We start from the raw sequence: 20,578 nt of genomic DNA, 5'->3' as shown, positions 1-20,578 counted from the left end.
AGGCTTTCGACCGCGGACGGATACTGGATCGCTCCCCATCGCGCCTCGCGCATTGCACCGGGAATTCACGTGAAGCCGGGCAAGACCGTTACCGTAGCCGACGTCCCACCGCGCTCGCGCGTCGCGGCGCTGCCCGGCGATCTGGCGGCCGGCGCAGTATCGGCGCTCGTCATGCTGTGCTACGCGATGAGCCTCGGCACGATGATCTTCAGCGCCGATCTTGCCCGCTACGCCATGCTCGGCGTGCCCACCGCGCTCGTCAGCTGTGTCGTCACGGCGCTTGTGATTGCCTTGACGAGTTCGATGCGCCTGAACATCGGCGGCCCCGACAGCAATGCGGCGGCGTTTCTCGCGGGCGTGGCGGCAGGCGTCGCGAGCAGCGTACGTGCGGACGGCGGTTCCTCGCAGACGCTCCTGCTCACCGTGCTGATCGCAATCGCGCTTTGTTCGATCGTGACGGGCATCGTGCTCTACGCGATCGGTTCCTCGAAGCGCAGCCGCTCGCTGCAGTTTCTGCCTTACCCGGTCCTCGGCGGGTTTCTCGCCGGCACGGGCTATCTGCTGCTCGCCGGCGCGTTTCGCGTCATGACGGGCGAGTCCCTGCAATGGCACACGCTCGCGCTGCTGACGCATCTTCACTGGCTCGCATGGCTGCCTGCGCTCGTCGTAGGCGTGCTGGCCACTTTCCTGATGCGCAGCTGGAAGCACGTTGCAGCGCTGCCGCTCACGCTGGCCTTCGGCATCGTGCTTTTCTACGTTCTGCTGCGCGCCGCGGGCCTGTCGATCGACGAAGCGCGCGCCATGGGGCTGCTGCTGCCGCGCGTGGCGCTGCGGCTCACCGGGCTGCCCGAGCTGCACTTGAGTGCGCAGCTCGGGCAAGGTGGCATCGACTGGACGGCGATCGCCGCACACCTACCGGAGAGCCTCGTGGTCACGACGGTTTCGGCGGTCACGATCCTGATGAATTCGACGGCAATGGGCGCGGCGACGGGCGAGGAAGTCGATCTCAATCGCGAGATGCGGGCCGCGGGCCTCGCCAATCTCGCAAGCGGGCTGTTGGGCGGCATGGTCGGCTACCAGTCGTTCAATCGCTCGATGCTCAACGCGCGCGTTGGCGCGACGAGCCGGATGGCAGGCGTGTTCGCATCGCTCGCGTGCCTCGTCGTGCTGGCTGCGTCGCCCGGTTTCGTCGCGCTCTTTCCCGTGCCGGTGCTCGTCGGCCTCCAGTTGTTCATGGGGCTGCGCCTCATCGTGCACTGGGTTGTCGGCGCCTGGGCGAAGCTCGCCTGGTACGAGTACCTGCTCGTGCCCGTGATTCTCGGCACGATCGCCGCCTGGGGCGTGCTCATCGGCGTGGGCGCAGGTGTGATTGCCGCGTGCGTGATGTTCACGCTGCTCTACGGGCGCGTGAGTTGCATACGCATGGAGTTCGACCTTCGCACCCGGACTTCGAATGTCGAGCGCAATATCGAGGAGACCGAAGCGCTGCGCGGACTCGGCGCACAGGTGTGCGGCATGTGCCTGCAAGGGTTTCTCTTTTTCGGCACGGCCAATTCGATCCTCCAGCGCATACGAGAACGCCTCGCCGCGCGCGGGCCGGGGCTGGTTCGATTCGTCGTACTTGATTTTGCGTCGACCCAGGGCATAGACGCGTCGGTATCGATCAGCTTCGTCAAGCTGCGGCAGCTCTGTGCGGCGATGGACGCGGACTTGATCCTGACCGCGCTGCCGCCGCGCTCGCGCGATCTGCTGACGAAAACCGGCACGCTCAATCTGCGGATTCGTGAATTTGACACGCTCGATGCGGGCCTGGAATGGGTAGAGGACAAACTGCTCGCGCCAGGCGCGCTCGCGCCGAAGCCCGGTGCCGACCTTAACGCGTTGCTCGCGCCGCATTTCACGGCCGGCGCGCTGAACACGCTCTCCACCTGGCTCGACGTGCAGGATCTGCAAGCGGGCGAGGCGCTGTTCCATCGCGGGGACCCGGGCGACGCGCTGTACATCATCGAGCGCGGGCGGGTCGCCGTTTCGCTGCCGCTCGGAAACGGGCGGTCGGTGCGGGTGCGCGCCTGCCTCCCGGGCACGGTCATAGGGGAAATGGCCGTGTACACGCAGCAGCCGCGCAGCGCGGACGTGTTCGCCGAGGTGCCGACGCGGGTGCGCAGGCTGTCGCTGGCCGCGCTCGTTGCGCTCGAGCAGGACGACCCCGCAGCCGCCCAGCAGTTTCATCGCTTTCTGGTGAAAGTCATTGCGTCGCGCCTTGCCCTTGCCACGGAGGCGCTGCGCGCGGCTTACTGAGTGGTGGACGAGGGCTCGCGTCAGACTGAATTGTGCGGTGCGTCTTGCAGACCTCGCGCCGCAATGTGTTCCGTCACACCTTCATGCGGGTGATCATCAAGCGATATCCGCGACGTTTCCGGCAAGGATATACCGCCAACCAGTGCCAGCAGCGAGACGGCGATGAGGTAGAAAGCGGGCGAGATGCTGTTACCCGTCGTCTCGATCAGCCAGGTGGCGACGAGCGGCGCCGTACCGCCAAAGATCGTATAGGCGAGGTTGTAGGTGATCGCCGAAGCGGTATAACGAGTCCGGGTCGGGAAGACTTCGGAGAGCAGTGCCGCCGTGACTACGCCCGACAAGACCGCGCCGAGCGCAAGCAGGCATGCGCCAGCAATCGCGGAATGAAAGTGCCCAGACCCTCCCAGCACGAAAGAAGGGTAAACAGCGGCGATCAGGATGGCGCATGCCGTGAAAACGGTTTTTCGTCTTCCCACTGCGTCCGAGTAGAGACCGGCAAGCGGGCAGATTGCGGCGGCGAATATCAGTGCGATGACCGTCACCAATAACGCAGTGGACCGGCTCAGATGACCGACAACCTGAAGATACGTGGCAAAGTAGGTCGTAAAGGTATAGAAGGAGAGCGCAGTCACGGACACAAAGGCACCCAGACGCACAATCGCGCTTGCGTGGGTCTTGAGCGTTTCGCGCAGTGGGGCGTGAGCCAGGTCGTGATCGTGTTCGACGGCAGCAAACGATGGGGTTTCGCCAAGGCGCGTGCGCAGATACAGTCCGACCAGGCCGATAGGCGCCGCAGCGATGAACGGGATTCTCCAGCCCCAACTGCTCATCGCCTCTGCCGATAACGCGGCGTCCAGTCCGGATGCCACCACGGCGGCGCTCGCGAACGACAGGAACGTGGAGACCGGAAGGAAGCTTCCGTAGCGCGCGCGCTGGTGCTTCGGTGCATGTTCCATCAGATACGCGCAGGCGCCTGCGTACTCCCCGCCGGCGGAAAAACCTTGCACGCATCGGACGATCGCGAGCAGCAAGGGGGCGAGCATGCCGACCGATGCGTAGGTCGGCAGGAAGCCGATGACCGTTGTTGCGCCTGCCATGATCAAAATGGTCAGTGCGAGCGTTTTCTTGCGGCCTACCCGGTCTCCCACCACGCCGAAGAAGACGCCGCCGAGCGGTCTGAATGCAAAAGCGACGGCGAAAACCGCGAAGGTCTTCATCAACGCGATTGCCGGGTCGCCATTCGGAAAGAATTGGTGCGTCAGCAGTGTTGCCAGAAATCCGTAAACGGCGAAGTCGAACCATTCGACAAAATTGCCTACCGCAGCGGCAATGATCACCTTGCGAAGCGTCTTTGGGTCCACGTTTGGCTGATACGCTTTCATTCTCTGGCCGTCTCTTGTGCGTTGAATAAGGCGTGCGTATCACCCTGATTGGCCAAGCCATTCGAGGCGAGCGGTTTAACGCTGAAGTCGCACGGTGATGGTTCGCACAGTTAACGCGACCATAAATGTCGCTCCTAGAACGCAGGCGACATGGTGAAGCGCTGGAAGCGACATCAGGTTGTGTTATCGCGCGATGGCAAGATAACGTCGGTTTTCGAATGGTTTTTTCGGCGGCGGAGGACGTCAGATTGGGTTCACCAGCCGGTCTCGCAATTGTCGCCGCAGCACTTTTCCAACCGGTGTTTTCGGCAGATCGTTCACGAAGACCACCTGCTTCGGCACTTTGTAGGCGGTGAGGCTCGTGCGCGCAAACTCGATGACTTCCGACTCGGTCAGCCCCGCTTCCTTTTTCACCACGAAGGCAACAGGCGTCTCGCCAGATTGCGAATCTGCCAGACCGACGACCGCGACCTCCAGAATGCCGGGATGCCGGAAGAGCACGCCCTCCACCTCGTTTGGATAGACGTTGAAACCGGAGACCAGGATCATGTCCCGCTTGCGGTCGACAATCCTGATTACACCGCGCTCGTCCATGATCCCGATATCGCCGGTCGCGAAAAAGCCATCGGTGCCGATCGCCTGCGCCGTTTCCTCCGGCCGGTTGAAGTAGCCTTGCATGACGACGGGCCCCGCAACAAAGATTTCGCCCGGCATACCTGCACGTACGGTCGCGCCGCTTTCGTCGCGGATTTCAATGCGCATGGAAGGCAGCGGCACGCCGATCGTGCCTTCGAAGGCCGTCTGCGTGACGGGATTGGCCGTCACCGCGCCGGCGGCTTCCGAAAGCCCGTAGACTTCCACCACCGGGGTGCCGGTGAGTTTCTGCCAGCGTTCGGCAACGGCCGGCTGGGTCGCGGTACCGCCTCCGAAGGTGCTGCGCAACGCGGAGAAGTCGAGCGCGCCAAAGGCCTCGTTGTTCATCAGCGCGGTAAATAGCGTGTTGAGGCCGCCGAACACGGTTGGCCGGTGCGTGGCAAAGTCCTTCACGAGGGCGGGAATGTCGCGCGGGTTCATCACCAGAACGCAGCGGGTTCCCAGATGAAGCGAGACGAGGCATTGGCACACCAGGGCAGCCACGTGGTACAGCGGCAGCGCGACGAGCGTGATTTCGCCGCTCGCCTGGAACACCGGCTTGAGCCACGCGGCAAATATCAGCACGTCCGCGACTACGTTGCCATGCGTCAACACGGCCCCTTTGGGCTGGCCGGTCGTGCCGCCGGTGTATTGCAGGAATGCTCGTGTCTCGCGGTTCAGCGCCGTCCTCGTGAAGTCCGCGGCCGGGCGCGCGGTCATGGCGGTCCTGAAGGCGATCGCACCGGCAATCGTCCAGTGCGGGACGAGCTTTTTCTTTTTTCGTACGACGTAGTCGACAAGGATGGATTTCGGGAAGCTCTGCATCTCCGCCACGCGCGCGACGATCACATGCTCAATGGCGATATGGACGAGCGCCTGCTCGAGGGTGGCTGCGGAAACCTCCATGACCACGATCGCACGCGCACCGGAATCCTTGAATAGATTCGCCAATTCCGGCGCGGTGTAGAGCGGGTTGACGTTGACCACGGTGAGCCCAGCCCGGAGTGCGGCAAACATCGCGATGGGGTGTTGCAGGCAGTTCGGCAACATTAGCGCGATGCGGTCGCCGGGCTTCAGCCCAAGGTCTTTCTGGAAATAGGCGGCCAGGCGCGCGGAGTGCTCTTCCAGCTCGCGATAGGTGAGATTCACGCCGAACTGATGAAAGGCGACCCTGTCGCCGAAGCGTGCGACGGCCTGTTCCAGCAGGGCTGCCATCGAGGAGTAGTCGTCGAGATCGATGTCCGCCGCAACGCCAGCGGGGTATTGCGAAAGCCAAGGCAAGTTTGACATTTCGTCCTCCGCTGCCGGACTGCTTCGGCGTTCGCTGCTTCTAATTTTGGACTCCTAGCGTATTCTCGCTGCGGCTTCCCAAGTGTGCTGTAGCGCACGTACGCGCGCGATCGGATACGCGTTCTCGCGCGAAGCACGACGGCTATTCGACAGGAGCCGGCTGAACGTTGATTTCCAGAGGTTCGCCGGGCATTTGCGACGCGGGCGCGACGTCTTCTTCCGGCGTCGGCTCGACGGTTTGAACGGCGGGCGGTGGGACGCTTTTGATCACAACGGGTGCCTCGGAGACGGGCGCGGGCGCTTTGGGCTGCCCGCTATGGGCGGCGGTCATGCCCGTACCGACGTTCGAGCCCGTGCTGTTCGCGCTTTTTAGGAGACCCTGTTGATCGAACAGAAACACGGCCGCGGACGAGTGTGTGTCGGCACCGGCGACTAGCGAGCCGATGAACGGGATATAGCTTTCCGGGTGCGGACGCGACGTCACGTAGGTATAAACGAGCAGCGTCGAGCCGTCGTCCAGCGCGGTCTCGACCGACGCCGGACCGAGCGCGGTGATCACGTCTTGCAGTGTCGTTACGCCGTGCCTGAAGTTTGCCATCTGCTCGGGCCTGACCTCGACACCGGCTGTCACGCAACCGGTGAGTAGTGCGCCGCACAGTAGCCCAGTGACCACTTCGCGATTCATGTCGCCTCGCCCCCCTGATATAGATTCTAGGACGAACGAGTCTGGCCGGATGACGTAAAACAATCGGCGCCTGCCTTCAAACCACGCCAAGCCACTCTTTCAGTTGTGCGGCGCGTGACCGGCTCACCGGCACGACGCTGCGTTCGCCGTCGTCCATCACGAGGTTCACGCTGTCGTCGGCTTTGACGAGTTCGACCGCGTACGGCAGGTTGACGATGTGGCTGCGATGCACGCGCAGAAACGTATTGCTGTCGAGCCGCAGTTCGAGGTCCGCGAGCGACAGGTTGGAGAGGTAGCGATCGTCCTTCGTGACGATGGTCGTGTAGTGGCCGTCGCCCTGAAAACGCACGACGTCCTTCAGGTCGATCAGGATCACGCGGTTCTTGCGGTACACCGGAATCTTGAAGAGCCGCCGGGGCGGCGTGGGCGCGCCGGCAAGCGACTCCGCCGTTGGCTCAGCCGACGGCTCGGTCGTGAGGTCGGTGAGGTCGTAAAAAATCATGCAGGTGCCGCAGGTGCCGTTCATGTCCGACATGCGAGACACCTTGAGCATGAGAATGCGGTCGGGAATGTTGATCATCATCGCGACCGGCGGGGGCGACTTCACGGGGCAGCCGCCAACGTCGCGCGACTGCAGCAGGAAGCGCAGCTTGTCGCGGCTTTTTGCCGGGTGCAACTGCACGACGTCGATGCCGAACAGCTTGTCCTGGGCCACGCCCAGCGACTGCTCGCCCGCAGGTCCGAGAATTTGCAGTGCAACGTCGTTGAACGCGCTGACGCGCCCCTGCGCGTCGAGCCATACCACGCCCGGATTGAACTGCTCCAGGCGGTGCTGAAAAGTCTCGGCGCGGCGCGTGTCGGTGGTCGGCATGGCGTGCTCGAACGGTTTCATCCAGGGTTCTCCCCGATGCTGCCGCGGCGTTGTGCGCGGCGTCTGCGGCGGCGGGACGCTGCCTCCGTTTTATGTCCTTTCCCCCTTTCACGCAAGTTTTCCGGCACCCGGCGCAAGCACGCCGCCGTTCGCGAAAACCCGTTGAATTGCTGCGTTGCATTGTGAAATCCTGACTTTCAGGACGATGCCAATAAGGTGACCAGTGTGATTCCCCGCCCATTCGAATACCACGCTCCACAAACCTTGTCCGAGGCGTTCGCTTTGCTCGGCACACACGGCGAAACGGCGAAGCTGCTTGCGGGCGGGCATAGCCTCCTGCCGATGATGAAGCTGCGCTTCGCGCAGCCCGATCATCTGATCGACCTCGGCCGGCTGGCCGAACTCAAGGGTATCCGCGAGGAAAACGGCACGCTGTGGATCGGCGCGATGACGACCGAGAACGAGCTGATCTGGTCCGCGGTGCTGCAGGCGCGCTGTCCGCTCATCGTCGAGGGCGCGCGGCAGATCGCCGACCCGCAGGTTCGCTATCGCGGCACGCTAGGCGGCGACCTTTCGCACGGCGATCCTGGCAATGACCATCCCGCGTTGATGATCGCACTCGATGCTTCGTTCGTGCTGCAAGGTGCGGCGGGCGAGCGCGTGGTGCCCGCGGACGGTTTTTTCGTCGGCACCTATGCGACGCTGCTCGAACCGGGCGAAATCATGACCGGCATCCGCATTCCCGTGCCGCAGCCTGGCACCGGCTATTGCTACGCGAAGCTCAAGCGCAAGACCGGCGACTTCGCGACCGCGGCGGCGGCCGTCACGTTGCGCCTTGGCGGCGGCCATGTCGAGCACGCGCGCATTGCTCTGACGAATGTCGGCGACACGGTGATTCGCGCGGTGGACGCCGAGCAGGCCCTCATCGGCAAGCCGTTCGACGCACGCGCGCTCGACGAAGCGGCGCGGCTCGCGATGGCGGCGTGCAATCCGGTCGAGGATCTGCGCGGCGACGCCGACTACAAGCGCGCGATGACGGGCGAGATGACCCGCAGGGCGCTCAATACCGCATACGAACGGGCCGCGAACGCAGCACGCCCCTGACTCACGGAGAACGCGAGATGGCCAGCAAAACCATGGTGTCGTTCAGCCTCAACGGTGGCGAGGTCGACGTCGTCGTCGAGCCGCGCGAACTGCTGATTCACACGCTGCGCGAAAAATGCCAGCACACCGGAGCGCATATCGGTTGCGAGACGTCGCATTGCGGCGCCTGCACCGTCGATTTCAACGGCATGTCCGTGAAGTCATGCACGCTGCTCACCGTGCAGGCGCAGGGTGCTCAGGTCCGCACGGTCGAAGGGCTTGCCGAAGGCGGCGCGCTGCATGCGCTGCAGGAGGGCTTCATGCAGGAGCACGGGCTGCAATGCGGCTTCTGCACGCCTGGCATGCTGATGCGCGCGTACCGCTTGCTCCAGGAGAATCCCGATCCCACGGAAGCGGAAATCCGCTACTGGATGGCGGGGAACCTGTGCCGCTGCACGGGCTATCAGAACATCGTGACGGCCGTGCAATACGCGGCGCGCAAGCTGCGCGGCGAAGCGGTCGAAACCTCGCATCCGCTCATCGAAGCGGGCGCGGTACAGGCGCACTGAGCGCCGGGAGACACGTCATGAACAATCCCGACGCCAATCTCGAACGTCTCGCCGCGCTCGAAGGCATGGGCTGCTCGCGCAAGCGCCGCGAGGACCCGCGTTTTATCCAGGGCAAGGGCAACTACGTGGACGACATCAAGATGCCGGGCATGTTGTTCGGCGTGATGGTGCGCAGTCCCTACGCCCATGCGCGCGTGAAGCGCATCGACAAATCACGGGCGCTCGCGCATCCCGGCGTGCACGCCGTGCTCACGGCGGATGACCTCAAACCCCTCAAATTGCACTGGATGCCGACGCTCGCAGGCGACGTGCAGGCGGTGCTTGCCGACGAAAAAGTCTGCTTCCAGAATCAGGAAGTCGCATTCGTGGTGGCCGACGATCGCTACGTCGCCGCCGATGCGGCCGAACTCGTCGAAGTCGAGTACGAGGAACTGCCCGCGCTCGTCGATCCCATGAAGGCGCTTGCGCCCGACGCGCCCGTGATTCGCGAAGACATCCGCGACAAGGACAGCGGCGCGCACGGAGCCCGCAGGCATCCCAGTCATATTTTCACGTGGACGATGGGCGACCGCGACAAGACGGACCGCATGTTCGAGAACGCGGAAGTCACGGTCAAGCAGGATATCGTCTATCCGCGCGTGCATCCATGCCCGCTCGAAACCTGCGGCTGCGTCGCGTCGTTCGACAAGGTGCGCGGCGATCTCACGGTCTACATCACGTCGCAGGCCCCTCACGTCGTGCGCACCGTGGTCGGGCTGCTGTCGTCGATTCCGGAGTCGAATATCCGCATCATTTCGCCCGACATCGGCGGCGGCTTCGGCAACAAGGTCGGCGTGTATCCGGGCTACGTGACGTCGATCGTGGCGTCCATCGTGCTCGGGCGTCCGGTCAAGTGGATCGAGTCGCGCAACGAGAACCTCTCCAGCACCGCGTTCGCACGGGACTATCACATGACCGGCGAGCTGGCCGCCGACAAGGACGGCCGCATCAAGGCGCTGCGCGTGAACGTGGTGGCCGACCACGGCGCGTTCGACGCGTGCGCCGATCCGACCAAGTGGCCTGCCGGCATGTTCCATGTGTGCACGGGCTCGTATGCGATCCCGAATGCGTTCGTCAGCGTCGACGGCGTGTATACGAACAAGTTTCCGGGCGGCGTCGCCTACCGCTGCTCGTTCCGCGTGACCGAGGCCGTCTACCTGATCGAGCGGATGGTGGATGTGCTCGCGCAGAAGCTGGGCATCGACAAGGCGGAGATCCGCTTGCGCAACTTCATCGGCCGCGACCAGTTTCCGTACACGACGCCGCTTGGCCTCGAATACGATTCGGGCGACTACGAAACGGCGCTGAAAAAGGTGCTGGCCGCCGTCGATTACGAAGCGCTGCGCAAGGAGCAGGCGCAACGCCGCGCCGATCCCGATGCGGAGTGGCTCATGGGAATCGGCGTCGTGAACTTCACCGAGATCGTCGGGGCTGGGCCGTCGAAAATGTGCGACATCCTCGGGGTGGGCATGTTCGACTCATGCGAGATCCGCGTGCATCCGGACGGCTCGGCTATCGCACGCATGGGCACGATCACGCAGGGCCAGGGACACCAGACCACCTACGCGCAGATCATTGCATCGGAAGCGGGCATTCCGGCTTCGAAAATCACGGTGGAAGAGGGCGATACCGCCACGGCGCCATACGGTCTCGGCACCTATGGCTCGCGTTCGACGCCCGTTGCGGGTGCCGCGGTGGCGCGCGCCTCGCGCAAGATTCGCGAGAAGGCGCGCCGGATCGCCGCTCATCTGCTCGAAGCGAGCCCGGACGACGTCGAGTTCGATCTGGACCGCTTCGTGCTGAAGGGCTCGCCCGACCAGTTCAAGAGCGTGAAGGAGGTGGCGTGGGCCGCCTATAACAACGTTCCCGAGGGGCTGGAGATGGGCCTCGAGGCTGTCGACTATTACGATCCGCCCAACTTCACGTTCCCGTTCGGCGCCTACGTATGTGTGCTCGACATCAACCGCTATACGGGCGAGATCCGCGTGCGCCGCTTTTACGCGCTCGACGACTGCGGCACGCGGATCAACCCGATGATCATCGAGGGGCAGATTCATGGCGGCCTGACCGAAGGCTTCGCCGTCGCACTCGGGCAGGAACTGCCGTATGACGAAGCGGGAAATCTGCTCGGCGCGACGCTGCTCGATTACTTCGTGCCGACGGCCGTGGAAACGCCGCATTGGGAAACGGACTTCACGGTGACGCCATCGCCGCATCACCCGATCGGCGCGAAGGGCGTGGCCGAATCGCCGCACGTGGGCTCGATTCCGTGCTTCACGTCGGCGGTGGTCGATGCCTTCGCACATCTCGGCGTCACGCACATGAACATGCCGCACAACGCGTACCGCGTGTGGCAGCAATGCCGCGAGCTCGGATTGACGCGGCCCGCCTGAGTCGATGCACACGCGCATGAGGAGTCCAGAATGAAAGTCGTACTCGACAAGGCATTTCCGCTCGACGCAAGCCCGGATCGCGCCTGGGCGCTGATGCAGGACATCGAGGCGGTGGCCGGCTGCATGCCGGGCGCGAAGATCACCGAGCGCGTAGACGATACGCACTACAAAGGAACCATCACGGTGCGGCTCGGGCCGGCGACGATGTCGTTCAAGGGCGACATCGAGGTGCTCGCGCTCGATGCCGCGGCGCGCAGTCTGCATTTGCTCGGCAAAGGCACGGATTCGACCGGTAGCTCGGCGGCGACGATGGATCTCACGGCCAGCGTGCAGCCCACGGGCGAAACCTGCACGCTGGCCGGCAGGAGCGAGGTGACGATGAGCGGCAAGGCCGCCGCGCTGGGTGGGCGGCTCATGGGGCCGGTGTCGGAGCAACTGCTCAAGCAGTTCGTCGCGAACTTCTCGGCGCGTCTGAGCGCCATGGCGCCGCCGCAAACCGCGCCAGGCGCTGCCGCGAGTGCAGTCGAGGAACCGGCATCGGGGCCGGGTTCCAGGGCGGCTGCGGCGCCTGCGCAATCCACCGAGCTGAATGGCATTGCGTTTGTCTGGGCCATCATTCGCGACTGGCTGCGCGGGCTCTTCACGCACAAGGCGCAAGGCCGCTGAGGCACGCCATGACGCAAACCGACCGCATGCCGGACGTCCTCGCGCTACAGGCGAAGCTGGCGGGCCACCGGTTCATCGTCGAGCGCAGCTTCGCGGCTGCGCTGTTGCTCACGCTGGAAATGCGCCGCCCCCTGCTGCTGGAGGGCGAGGCGGGCGTAGGCAAGACCGAGGTTGCGAAGGCGCTCTCGCGCCTGCTCGACGCGCCGCTGATCCGCCTGCAATGCTACGAGGGGCTCGACGCGCACGCGGCGCTTTACGAGTGGAACTACGTCCACCAGCTGCTCGCGATCAAGCTCTTCGAGCAGGACACACGGCCGCTGCGCGACAAGGAGCAGGACATCTTCTCCGAGCGCTATTTGCTCAAGCGTCCACTGCTCGAAGCCATTACGACCACGCCCGCGCCCGTGCTGTTGATCGACGAAATCGACCGTACCGACGAGGCGTTCGAGGCCTACCTGCTCGAACTGCTGTCGGATTTCCAGCTTTCGATTCCCGAGCTTGGCGTGATCCGCGCGACCGAGCGGCCCTATGTGATCCTGACCTCGAACGGCACGCGCGAGATCTCCGACGCACTGCGCCGCCGCTGCCTCTACCAGTACGTCGACTACCCGTCGTTCCAGCGCGAACTCATGATCGTGCGGACCCAGGTTCCCGAGGTGCCGGAGGCACTCGCGGCTCAGATCGTCGAATTCGTGCATGCGGTGCGCGAGATGGCGCTGCGGCGCAAGCCCGGCCTCGCGGAAACGCTCGACTGGGTGGCGGCGCTGCTGCGCCTCGGCGTGAGCGCGCTCGACGAAAACGGCGTAGACCGCGTCATGGATTCGCTCGCCGCGCTCGTGAAAACGCGCGAGGATCAGGCCGGTCTCACGCGGCCCGTGGTCGAAAAACTGGTGGCATCATGCTGACCGGCATCGACGGCACGCTGCCCGGCGCGGCGCCGCGCGACCTCGCCGATCGCCTCGTGGCGCGCTATGCGGGCTTCGCGGGCTGGCTGCGCGCGAACGCGTTCTGCGTGACGAGCACGGACGTTGCTGCAACGCTCGAGGTGGTGCAACGCATGGGCCAGACAGAGCGCGACGTGCTGCGCTGGAGCCTGCGTGCGCTGCTGTGCTCGCGCGCGCAGGAGTGGCGACGCTTCGACGAACTGTTCGACGCGTACTTCCTCGCGCCGAACCGGCGCAAGCTCGCCGAAACCCGCGCTGGCGGCGCAGGGCCGCTTGCGCGCGACGACGCGGCCTGCGGGCCGCCCGATGCGAGCGAGGGCATGCCGATTTCGCTCGCGGGACGCGGCAACGGCGCGATGCAAGAGGGTTCCGCCGCGAACGAAGGCGCCACGCGGACAGCGTCGCTGGCGCACGCGGATTTCCGCCACCTGAACGATCGCAGCGAACTCTTCGCCATCGACGCCGCAATCCGCCGCTTCGCCCAGCGCCTGCGCGGCATCCAGATGCGCCGCGAGCAACGCGCGAGTCTCGGGCGCACGATCGATCTGCACTGGACCCTGCGCCGCAGCGTCTCGCGTGGCGGGCTGCCGGTTGAGCTCGGGTGGCGGCGCAAGCGCCGGCAGCGCCCGCGCATCGTTCTGCTGCTCGACGTGAGCCGCTCGATGAGCCTCTACAGCTTCTTTTTCCTGCGGCTCGCGCGCGTGCTGAGCGGGCGTTTGCCCGACGTCCACAGCTTCATCTTCCATACGCGGCTCGTCTGCGTCGACGAAGCACTGCGCGACCCCGATCCGCGCCGCGCCCAGGAGCGCCTGCACCTCATCTCCGAGGGCTGGGCCGGCGGGACGCGTATCGGCGAGAGTCTCGCCGGCTTCAATGCGCACTACGCACCGCGCTTGCTGCACTCGCGTACCGCGGTCGTGATCGTCAGCGACGGCTACGACGCCGGCGATGTGGCGCGGCTCGGCGAGTCGCTTGCCGCGATCCGGCGGCGCTGCCATTCGCTCGTCTGGCTCAACCCGCTCGCCGATCGTCCCGGATTCGCGCCAGTCAGCGCGGGCATGCAGGCCGCGCTGCCGCATCTCGACCTGTTTGCCGGGGCCCGCGACCTCGCGGGTCTCGAACGGATCTTTCCTCAAATTCTCGAGGCGCTGCAATGAATGTCCAAGCCGAATCCAGCGAGACCCTCACGGACGCCGCGGATCTGCTGCAGCGCGAGCAGCGGCTGATCGATGCGGGCGCACCGTTCGCGGTCGTCACCGTGATCCGCGCGGCGCCGCCAACCTCGACGCACGTCGGCGCCCAGGCGCTGGTGGAGGCCGACGGCGCGCTGCATGGCTGGGTAGGCGGGGGCTGCTCACAAACAATCGTCATCGAGGCCGCGCGCGAGTCGATCCGCACGGGGCAGCCACGGCGCGTACGGATCAGCAACGAGCCGGCGGCAGCCGACGCCGAAGTCGAGGCGCATGCCATGCCGTGCGCGAGCAACGGCGCACTGGAACTCTTCATCCAGCCCACCGTGCCCGCGCCGCTCGTGGCCGTCCTCGGCGCAACGCCCGCGGCGCAGGAAGCGTGTGTGCTTGCACGGCGCGTCGGGTTTCGCGCGTGCATGGCGGCCGATGTGGCGCGAGCCGGGCAGCCGGGGTTTGACGCCGCCGCGCTGGATCGCGCCGGTACGTCGTTCGTGCTGATCGCCACACAAGGCGAGCGCGACGAGGATGCGCTCGAAGCCGCGTTGCGCAGCGCCGCGGTGGCGGTGCTCCTGATCGCGAGTCACAGAAAGGCCGAGCGATTGCGCGCAGCCATGCGCCTGCGCGGCATCGACGAGGCCCGGCTCGCGGCGCTGCACGCACCGGCGGGGCCGGCGATCCATGCGCACACGCCGCAGGAGATTGCACTTGGCGCCGTGGCGGGACTTGTCGCGCTGCGGCACGAGACAGACGAAGTGGCCGAGGTGGCGGCGCGCGCGCAGGCCACGGCACCGCGGGCCACGATCGCCACGGAAACCGTACCGCCATTGCCGCCGTGCGAGGCGCTCGGCGCACCCTTGGCAGAGGCAGAGGCGGGGTGCTACGTGAACCCCGTGTGCGGGATGAGTGTCGAGATTGCGAAGGCGAAACATGTCGTCGACTATGGCGGACGCAAGGTGTACTTCTGCTGCGACTGCTGCAAGTCCGAGTTCGAGCGCGCCCCCGAGCGCTATCTGGGCGCCACCCCAGGCGCGGCCGGTTGCCCGGACGGCCTCCCCGCGGAGGAGCGATGAGCGGCGCGACGTTTTCGGCTGTCGTGCTCGCGGCGGGCCTGTCCGCGCGCATGGAGGGGCGCCACAAGCTGTTGTTGCCAGTCTGCGGCGAGCCTGCCGTGCGGCGCGTCCTGCGCGCGATCGTCGCGGCACGACCGCAAGAGGTTGTCGTCGTGACCGGATACAACGGCCGAGCCGTATTCGACGCGCTCGACGGCCTCGACGTGCGCTTCCAGAGCAACCCACGCTACCGGGAAGGACAGATGACGTCGGTCGCGAGCGGCGTTGCCGCGCTGCAGGCGCCTTGCGACGCCGTGATGATCTGCCTCGCCGACCAGGTGCTCCTTGAAACGGCCGACTATCGAGAGCTGATCGAGGCCTACGCGTCGATGCCGTACGGTTCTATCCTGGTGCCGATGTTCGACGGCGCACGCGGCAATCCTGTCGTGTTTGCGTCGAGCTATTGTCCCGAGGTCGTCGGCGGCCGCGTGAATCCGGGCTGCCGCAAGCTGATCGCCGAGCATAGTGGCGAAGTGTTTCTCCACGAGGCGGCGCACGATCGCTTTTGCGTCGACATGGATACACCCGCCGATTACCTGAGCGTCATTGCGCGAGTGGAGGGCCGCACTGCACGCATCGATCCTTGATATCCCGGCTCACTCTCGAATCGGGTCCGCGGCGGCCCGGCGAGCGACGACTGGTGTGGTTGAAGCATTGCGGTGCTGCATTCACAATGATCGCCAGACGTTTCCCCATCGCTCGAGACGAGGTCGACTCCATGATGAACGGGCTGCAACAGAAGTTCACGTACGTCAACGGCATCCGCATGCACTATGTCGAAAAAGGCACGGGCCCACTCGTGCTGCTCTGCCACGGCTGGCCGGAGTCCTGGTATGCGTGGCGCTGGCAGATGGACGCGCTGGCGGCCGCAGGCTATCGCACGGTTGCGCCGGACCAGCGCGGCTATGGGCTCACCGATGCCCCGGAATCCATCGAGGCTTACGATATTCTGAATCTGGTCGGTGACCTGGTGGGCCTCGTCAAGGCGCTCGGCGAAGAGCGGGCGATTCTGATCGGGCATGACTGGGGTGCTGCCGTCGCCGCTTACGCGGCATTGCTGCGCCCCGACCTGTTTCCCGTTCTCGGCCTGCTGAGCGTTCCTTACATGCCTCGACGTCCGGTGCGTCCATCGGTGCGCTTTGCGCAGCTCACGCAGGAGTGTCATTTCTATCAGGACTATTTTCAGTTGCGGGGGCGCGTCGAGCGTGAACTGGAAGAAGATGTCCGCCGTTCGATGCTTGGCATTCTGTACACGGCGTCGGGAGACCCGGTGGTGAAAGGGCAGCCGGCCAATTTCGCGACCTTTCCCAAATCGACTCGACTCGTGGACAACCTCACGTTGCCCGACGAGCTTCCGCCATGGTTGACCGAGACGGATCTGCAATATTTCGTCGCTCAGTTCGAGCGGAGCGGCTTTCGTGGGCCAATCAACTGGTATCGGAATATCGATCGAAACTGGGCGCTGACCAGCTTCCTCGACGGGGCCCGGATCATGCAGCGCACGCTCTTTCTCGCGGGAGAGTTAGACGGCGTCGTGAAGATGGCCGCGAAGGACTACGACGCGCTGGAACACAACGTTCCCAACCTCTGGAAGAAGCCTCTGATTGCGAAAGCGGGTCACTGGGTGCAGCAAGAGCGTCCGGACGAGGTGAACGAGATCATCTTGAACTTCCTCGCCGGATCGGCTCGCTCGCTGGCAAGTGCCAGTAAATAGACGCTGAACAGCGTTGAGCGTCAGTGGGTGGCAACGCTGACGGCGACGATTTCGTATCCGGGGTCGGCGTGCTCGTTCGCCGCCTTTTCCGCTTCCTCGTGTGAGAGAAAGGACTTGGCCCCGCCAATTTCAGGTGCCATGCCAATATCGCCGTCCTCTGCGCAGCAGAGGTACTGCTCACCCGTCTTCACCACGTAGACAGTCGTCATGTTTCCCTCCATGGTTCGCAGGGAACTTCCAGTCTAGCAGGTCAAACCCGCGCCCGATGCCGGGCCGATTGCCTTTACGCTATCAGCTGGAACCTTCGATTCTATTCGCTTCACGATGGACGGCAACCCCTCCGTTGTTTCGAACCCAACACCGGCCTTCGTCGTCCGGCAGATTTGTGCTGGATGTGCAACGATAGGCGTGCAACTCGCAGCTGTCTGAAGAGCTGGACAACCCAACGGGGAGGGTACATGAGAGAAAACGCCGAGACACTATTCGTCGCTTCCGAAGACATCGCAACCGCGTTGAACCTGCTGGAGAGCATCGAGGTCGAGGTCGGATTCGACAGCGAGGATCCGGAGAGCATCGAGCAGGCGATTCTCGCCGTCGAGGAGGCGATCGATACGCGCCTGAGGGGCCATCGCGGCGACGCACGTATCGAATCAGCGATCCTTCGCGTCAAGTTCGACTTCCGGTGTGCGATCCTCGATCAAGCCGCGTCCGATGATGAGGCCGGCAGCGTCCAAACCCTGCATTGAAAATATCGGGGAATCCGACGTCTGACTGATTCCAACGGGTGAGCGGCGCCGCGTGCGGTGCGCCGCCATTCACCCGGCAACGGACTTTACATGTTGTTACCCTCATGCAGCGGACGTCCGGGCGGGCTTTCCGTATACTGCCGCGCAATCGCCATTCCTCCTGATGCTTGTCGTGCCCGCAGCGGCGGCAACGCGAACCCCACCGTGATGTTCATGCTCTCTACCAAGTCCGCCCTCACCGCCGCGCTGGTCGCGGCAGCCAGTCTTTCGTTGTCCGCATGCGTTGCCCCGGGCTACACGCCGTACGGCGCGCAGCAAAGCTACCAGGGCCAATATGCGGCACCTGCGTATAGCCAGCCCGCTTACGCTCAACCGGGCACCGTGCAGCAACCCGCCTACGCGCCGCCGCCTGCGCCGCAACAGCCGTATGACTCGCAAAGCAACGCTCAGTACGGTGCGCAGTACAACTCGCAATACGGCAACCAATATGGCACGCAGTACGGCACGATCTCGAGCATCCGGCCGTTGAGCAACGCCACGGGGGCTTCGGGCATCGCCGGAACCGTGGTCGGCGCGCTGGTTGGCGGCGTACTCGGCAATCAGGTCGGCGGCGGCCACGGCCGCGACGCCGCGACCGTCATCGGCGCGCTCGGGGGAGCCTATGCAGGCAACCAGATCGGCCAGCAGATGGGCCAGCCCGCAGGATTCCAGATCGACGTGCAATTGAGCGACGGCTCGACCCGCGCGTTCAACGTGCCGACGCCCGGCGACCTGCGCGCGGGCGACCGCGTGCAGGTCAACGGCAGCCAGCTTGCGCGCTACTGATTCTGGCGGCTGTCGCTTACATGAAGGTGTCCTGACTATCTCGCTGGCGTCGATCAGGAAAGTCGGGGCGCGCCAAACCGTGGCTTGTTCCAGGGGCGATGTTACACAAGTTGACAGAAAGCTTTCTTGAAAGGTTGAAAAAATTCGCTTCTGTTAGGTCCGCAAAATATCCTCAAGTATCGTGAGTTCCATGCCGATATGCCGGTCGTAGTCGCAGCGGTATCACCCACCGCGCGACTACCCGCAGTCACAAAAAAGCTGGCATTTGGGGACAGAAGTGGGCAAATTTCGGATCAGTACTATCCTGACCGCAGTGCTGACGCTGCTGGTTGTCATGATCGGCGTCAGCAATCTCATGGCGCTCAAGGGGGTGCGAGAGACTGCGGCCTCAGTCGAGGCGATGAGCCAGGCGACCGTCGAGGTGACCGACGTGACCGAGGCGTTCGCCGCCACGCAACGCGCCCGCGTGTCGATCTCGGCTGCACAGAGCGCGGCCCAGATCGGTCAAACCGCGGTGGCCAGGAACTTGACGGAGACCGTCGACGCCCGGCTGGCACAGGGCCAGGCACGCATCGACGCGTTCGCGAAGATTCCGCGCTCCGACCCGGACGACCAGGAACTCGCCCGCCGTATCGTAGAGACGTACAACGCGCTGAACGATAGCGTGCGCAACGAACAGAAGGCGCTCGCGGCCAACGACATGGCCACCTTCAATCACATCAGCGCGATCGAAAGCATCGCGGCTTCGCGAGCGTTCAACGACGAGATGGACAGGTTCGTCAAGCGCGCCACCAAACGCGGACGTGCGGCAAAGGAGGCCGCGGATGGCACGACGTCCTTCCTCCAGGTCACGATTGCGATATTCCTTACCCTCACCGTGGTGGTCGCGGTGGTTGTGCGCCGGGCGCTGTCCCATGTCGTTCAGAAACCGCTGCAAGCCCTGGGCGAGCATCTGGACCGCGTCGCCCAGGGCGACCTGACCGCGCGCATTGGCGAACACGGCCACAATGAAATCGGCATGCTTGCCTCGGCTGCGAAGCGCATGCAGGAGAGCCTCGTCGGCGTGATCGGCACCGTGCTTTCGTCGACCGCGTCGGTCAGCACGGCTTCGAAGCAGATCGCTGCGGGCAATCTCGATCTGTCGTCGCGCACGGAGCAGCAGGCCGCGTCGCTGCAGGAGACGGCTGCGTCCATGGAGGAGCTTACGTCGACGGTGCAGCAGAGCGCGTCAAACGCACAGCATGCGAACGACCTCGCGGCGTCGGCGTCGGACGCGGCGGGCAGGGGCGGCGCTGTGGTCTCCGAGGTGGTGGACACGATGAAATCCATCAACGAGTCGTCGCGCAAGATCGTCGACATCATCGGCGTGATCGACGGTATCGCCTTCCAGACCAACATTCTTGCGCTTAACGCAGCCGTCGAGGCGGCGCGCGCCGGCGAGCAGGGACGCGGCTTCGCCGTGGTTGCTTCCGAGGTTCGCAGTCTTGCGCAGCGCTCCGCGGCTGCCGCCAAGGAAATCAAGGCGCTGATCGACGACTCGGTCGCGAGAGTCGACACGGGCAGCGCACTGGTGGCGCGCGCCGGTTCGACGATGTCGGAAATCGTCGAGAGCGTGGGGCGCGTGACCGGCATCATGGCCGAGATTTCGGCGGCCACCCATGAGCAGACGGAGGGGATCGAACAGGTCAACCGGGCGATCAGCCAGATCGACGAAGCGACGCAACAAAATGCTGCGCTCGTGGAGCAGGCGTCGGCGGCGGCGCAATCCATGCAGGATCAGGCGCGGCTGCTCGAAAGGACGGTGAGCGTGTTTCACCTCGCCGCCTGACTGTAGACACCGCTGCGTTCGTCCAACGGGCGAGCGCAGCGGGAGCGTGAAAAACTTGGGGCCCTAGCAGGTTGCGGAAATACATCCCCGGCGGAAGCGGTGCGCCTCGATGTACGCGCCCGCCAGTCGCAAACTTTCGCATTGTGCAATCTCAACGCGAATTCAACGTTCTTTCGGCGGCTTGAGGCCGACTTCTGACCTCCTTGCCACGCTTTCCGCCACTTATAAGCGGATTTGTGCCAGTGATCGCATGCGCACGAGGTTGTATGCCGCCATGTTCAACACGAACATCTGGTCCACCTTCTTCAAGCCA

Annotated in this window: 18 protein-coding genes; 13 read left to right on the top strand and 5 right to left on the bottom strand. The window is 64.6% G+C overall.

Going from position 1 to position 20,578, the window contains the following annotated elements:
• Positions 1-69: 69 nt before the first annotated feature.
• A complete protein-coding gene (locus tag M3I54_RS00095) occupies positions 70-2,298 on the top strand; it encodes an SLC26A/SulP transporter family protein (RefSeq protein WP_254332030.1) in 2,229 nt (742 codons plus the stop codon).
• 20 nt (positions 2,299-2,318) lie between these two features.
• Here the strand turns inward: M3I54_RS00095 and M3I54_RS00090 are convergent, their stop codons facing one another.
• The 4 genes from M3I54_RS00090 to M3I54_RS00075 form a co-directional block, all read right to left on the bottom strand.
• Positions 2,319-3,680 (bottom strand): MFS transporter, encoded by a 1,362-nt coding sequence (locus tag M3I54_RS00090; RefSeq protein WP_254332027.1) that lies wholly within the window; start codon positions 3,678-3,680, stop codon positions 2,319-2,321.
• A gap of 243 nt (positions 3,681-3,923) precedes the next feature.
• Positions 3,924-5,528, bottom strand: a complete 1,605-nt coding sequence (locus tag M3I54_RS00085) for an AMP-binding protein (RefSeq protein ID WP_309249578.1) — start codon at positions 5,526-5,528, stop codon at positions 3,924-3,926.
• Between the two features lie 217 nt (positions 5,529-5,745).
• Positions 5,746-6,288 carry a hypothetical protein gene (locus tag M3I54_RS00080; protein WP_254332024.1) on the bottom strand — a complete coding sequence of 181 codons (543 nt, stop codon included), beginning with the start codon at positions 6,286-6,288 and terminating at the stop codon, positions 5,746-5,748.
• Positions 6,289-6,364: 76 nt separating this feature from the next.
• A complete protein-coding gene (locus M3I54_RS00075; RefSeq protein WP_254332023.1) occupies positions 6,365-7,180 on the bottom strand; it encodes a LytTR family DNA-binding domain-containing protein in 816 nt (271 codons plus the stop codon).
• Between the two features lie 204 nt (positions 7,181-7,384).
• On the opposite strand from M3I54_RS00075, the gene M3I54_RS00070 reads away from it, so the two are divergent.
• The 9 genes from M3I54_RS00070 (at position 7,385) to M3I54_RS00030 (ending at position 16,866) form a co-directional block, all read left to right on the top strand.
• On the top strand, positions 7,385-8,263 hold the full coding sequence (locus M3I54_RS00070; protein WP_254332022.1) for a xanthine dehydrogenase family protein subunit M: 879 nt from the start codon (positions 7,385-7,387) through the stop codon (positions 8,261-8,263).
• A 17-nt stretch (positions 8,264-8,280) separates the two neighbouring features.
• Positions 8,281-8,811 (top strand): (2Fe-2S)-binding protein, encoded by a 531-nt coding sequence (locus M3I54_RS00065; RefSeq protein WP_254332021.1) that lies wholly within the window; start codon positions 8,281-8,283, stop codon positions 8,809-8,811.
• Between the two features lie 17 nt (positions 8,812-8,828).
• Positions 8,829-11,243 carry an aerobic carbon-monoxide dehydrogenase large subunit gene (locus M3I54_RS00060; protein WP_254332020.1) on the top strand — a complete coding sequence of 805 codons (2,415 nt, stop codon included), beginning with the start codon at positions 8,829-8,831 and terminating at the stop codon, positions 11,241-11,243.
• 30 nt (positions 11,244-11,273) lie between these two features.
• A complete protein-coding gene (locus tag M3I54_RS00055) occupies positions 11,274-11,909 on the top strand; it encodes an SRPBCC family protein (RefSeq protein WP_254332019.1) in 636 nt (211 codons plus the stop codon).
• A gap of 8 nt (positions 11,910-11,917) precedes the next feature.
• A complete protein-coding gene (locus M3I54_RS00050; protein WP_254332017.1) occupies positions 11,918-12,814 on the top strand; it encodes a MoxR family ATPase in 897 nt (298 codons plus the stop codon).
• Positions 12,808-14,010, top strand: coding sequence for a VWA domain-containing protein (locus tag M3I54_RS00045; RefSeq protein ID WP_254332015.1), 1,203 nt, complete (start codon positions 12,808-12,810; stop codon positions 14,008-14,010). Before M3I54_RS00050 ends, M3I54_RS00045 begins: the two co-directional genes overlap by 7 nt.
• Positions 14,007-15,113 (top strand): XdhC family protein, encoded by a 1,107-nt coding sequence (locus M3I54_RS00040; RefSeq protein ID WP_254332013.1) that lies wholly within the window; start codon positions 14,007-14,009, stop codon positions 15,111-15,113. The genes M3I54_RS00045 and M3I54_RS00040 overlap by 4 nt, the downstream gene beginning before the upstream one ends.
• A complete protein-coding gene (locus M3I54_RS00035) occupies positions 15,110-15,739 on the top strand; it encodes an NTP transferase domain-containing protein (protein WP_254332011.1) in 630 nt (209 codons plus the stop codon). The genes M3I54_RS00040 and M3I54_RS00035 overlap by 4 nt, the downstream gene beginning before the upstream one ends.
• A gap of 131 nt (positions 15,740-15,870) precedes the next feature.
• Complete coding sequence (locus M3I54_RS00030) at positions 15,871-16,866, top strand: alpha/beta fold hydrolase (RefSeq protein WP_254332008.1); 996 nt, start codon at positions 15,871-15,873, stop codon at positions 16,864-16,866.
• 20 nt (positions 16,867-16,886) lie between these two features.
• Here M3I54_RS00030 and M3I54_RS00025 read toward each other — a convergent pair whose 3' ends face one another.
• The gene (locus tag M3I54_RS00025) at positions 16,887-17,075 is read right to left on the bottom strand and encodes a hypothetical protein (protein ID WP_254332006.1); all 189 of its coding nucleotides are present in this window, start codon (positions 17,073-17,075) and stop codon (positions 16,887-16,889) included.
• Positions 17,076-17,324: 249 nt separating this feature from the next.
• Here M3I54_RS00025 and M3I54_RS00020 point away from each other — a divergent pair, with 249 nt between their 5' ends.
• From M3I54_RS00020 to M3I54_RS44725, 3 genes are all read left to right on the top strand, one after another.
• Positions 17,325-17,612, top strand: coding sequence for a hypothetical protein (locus tag M3I54_RS00020; RefSeq protein WP_254332004.1), 288 nt, complete (start codon positions 17,325-17,327; stop codon positions 17,610-17,612).
• Positions 17,613-17,816: 204 nt separating this feature from the next.
• Positions 17,817-18,437 carry a glycine zipper 2TM domain-containing protein gene (locus M3I54_RS00015; RefSeq protein ID WP_254332002.1) on the top strand — a complete coding sequence of 207 codons (621 nt, stop codon included), beginning with the start codon at positions 17,817-17,819 and terminating at the stop codon, positions 18,435-18,437.
• 277 nt (positions 18,438-18,714) lie between these two features.
• Positions 18,715-20,265 (top strand): methyl-accepting chemotaxis protein, encoded by a 1,551-nt coding sequence (locus M3I54_RS44725; protein ID WP_309249577.1) that lies wholly within the window; start codon positions 18,715-18,717, stop codon positions 20,263-20,265.
• Positions 20,266-20,578 lie beyond the last annotated feature (313 nt).

It is taken from the genome of Paraburkholderia sp. CNPSo 3274 (assembly GCF_024206475.1).
GTDB lineage: Bacteria > Pseudomonadota > Gammaproteobacteria > Burkholderiales > Burkholderiaceae > Paraburkholderia.
The sequence above is the reverse complement of the archived record's forward strand: the minus strand, read 5'-3'. Positions and strand labels throughout refer to the sequence as shown.

What these genes read in the sequence shown, in the direction of transcription:
- M3I54_RS00035 (WP_254332011.1), top strand. Translation starts at nt 15,110, where the DNA reads ATGAGCGGCGCGACGTTTTCGGCTGTCGTGCTCGCGGCGGGCCTGTCC.
- M3I54_RS00055 (WP_254332019.1), top strand. Translation starts at nt 11,274, where the DNA reads ATGAAAGTCGTACTCGACAAGGCATTTCCGCTCGACGCAAGCCCGGAT.
- M3I54_RS00075 (WP_254332023.1), bottom strand. Translation starts at nt 7,180, where the DNA reads ATGAAACCGTTCGAGCACGCCATGCCGACCACCGACACGCGCCGCGCC.
- M3I54_RS00080 (WP_254332024.1), bottom strand. Translation starts at nt 6,288, where the DNA reads ATGAATCGCGAAGTGGTCACTGGGCTACTGTGCGGCGCACTACTCACC.
- M3I54_RS00090 (WP_254332027.1), bottom strand. Translation starts at nt 3,680, where the DNA reads ATGAAAGCGTATCAGCCAAACGTGGACCCAAAGACGCTTCGCAAGGTG.
- M3I54_RS00060 (WP_254332020.1), top strand. Translation starts at nt 8,829, where the DNA reads ATGAACAATCCCGACGCCAATCTCGAACGTCTCGCCGCGCTCGAAGGC.
- M3I54_RS00065 (WP_254332021.1), top strand. Translation starts at nt 8,281, where the DNA reads ATGGCCAGCAAAACCATGGTGTCGTTCAGCCTCAACGGTGGCGAGGTC.
- M3I54_RS00045 (WP_254332015.1), top strand. Translation starts at nt 12,808, where the DNA reads ATGCTGACCGGCATCGACGGCACGCTGCCCGGCGCGGCGCCGCGCGAC.
- M3I54_RS00030 (WP_254332008.1), top strand. Translation starts at nt 15,871, where the DNA reads ATGATGAACGGGCTGCAACAGAAGTTCACGTACGTCAACGGCATCCGC.
- M3I54_RS00040 (WP_254332013.1), top strand. Translation starts at nt 14,007, where the DNA reads ATGAATGTCCAAGCCGAATCCAGCGAGACCCTCACGGACGCCGCGGAT.
- M3I54_RS00020 (WP_254332004.1), top strand. Translation starts at nt 17,325, where the DNA reads ATGAGAGAAAACGCCGAGACACTATTCGTCGCTTCCGAAGACATCGCA.
- M3I54_RS00085 (WP_309249578.1), bottom strand. Translation starts at nt 5,528, where the DNA reads ATGGCAGCCCTGCTGGAACAGGCCGTCGCACGCTTCGGCGACAGGGTC.
- M3I54_RS00050 (WP_254332017.1), top strand. Translation starts at nt 11,918, where the DNA reads ATGACGCAAACCGACCGCATGCCGGACGTCCTCGCGCTACAGGCGAAG.
- M3I54_RS00025 (WP_254332006.1), bottom strand. Translation starts at nt 17,075, where the DNA reads ATGACGACTGTCTACGTGGTGAAGACGGGTGAGCAGTACCTCTGCTGC.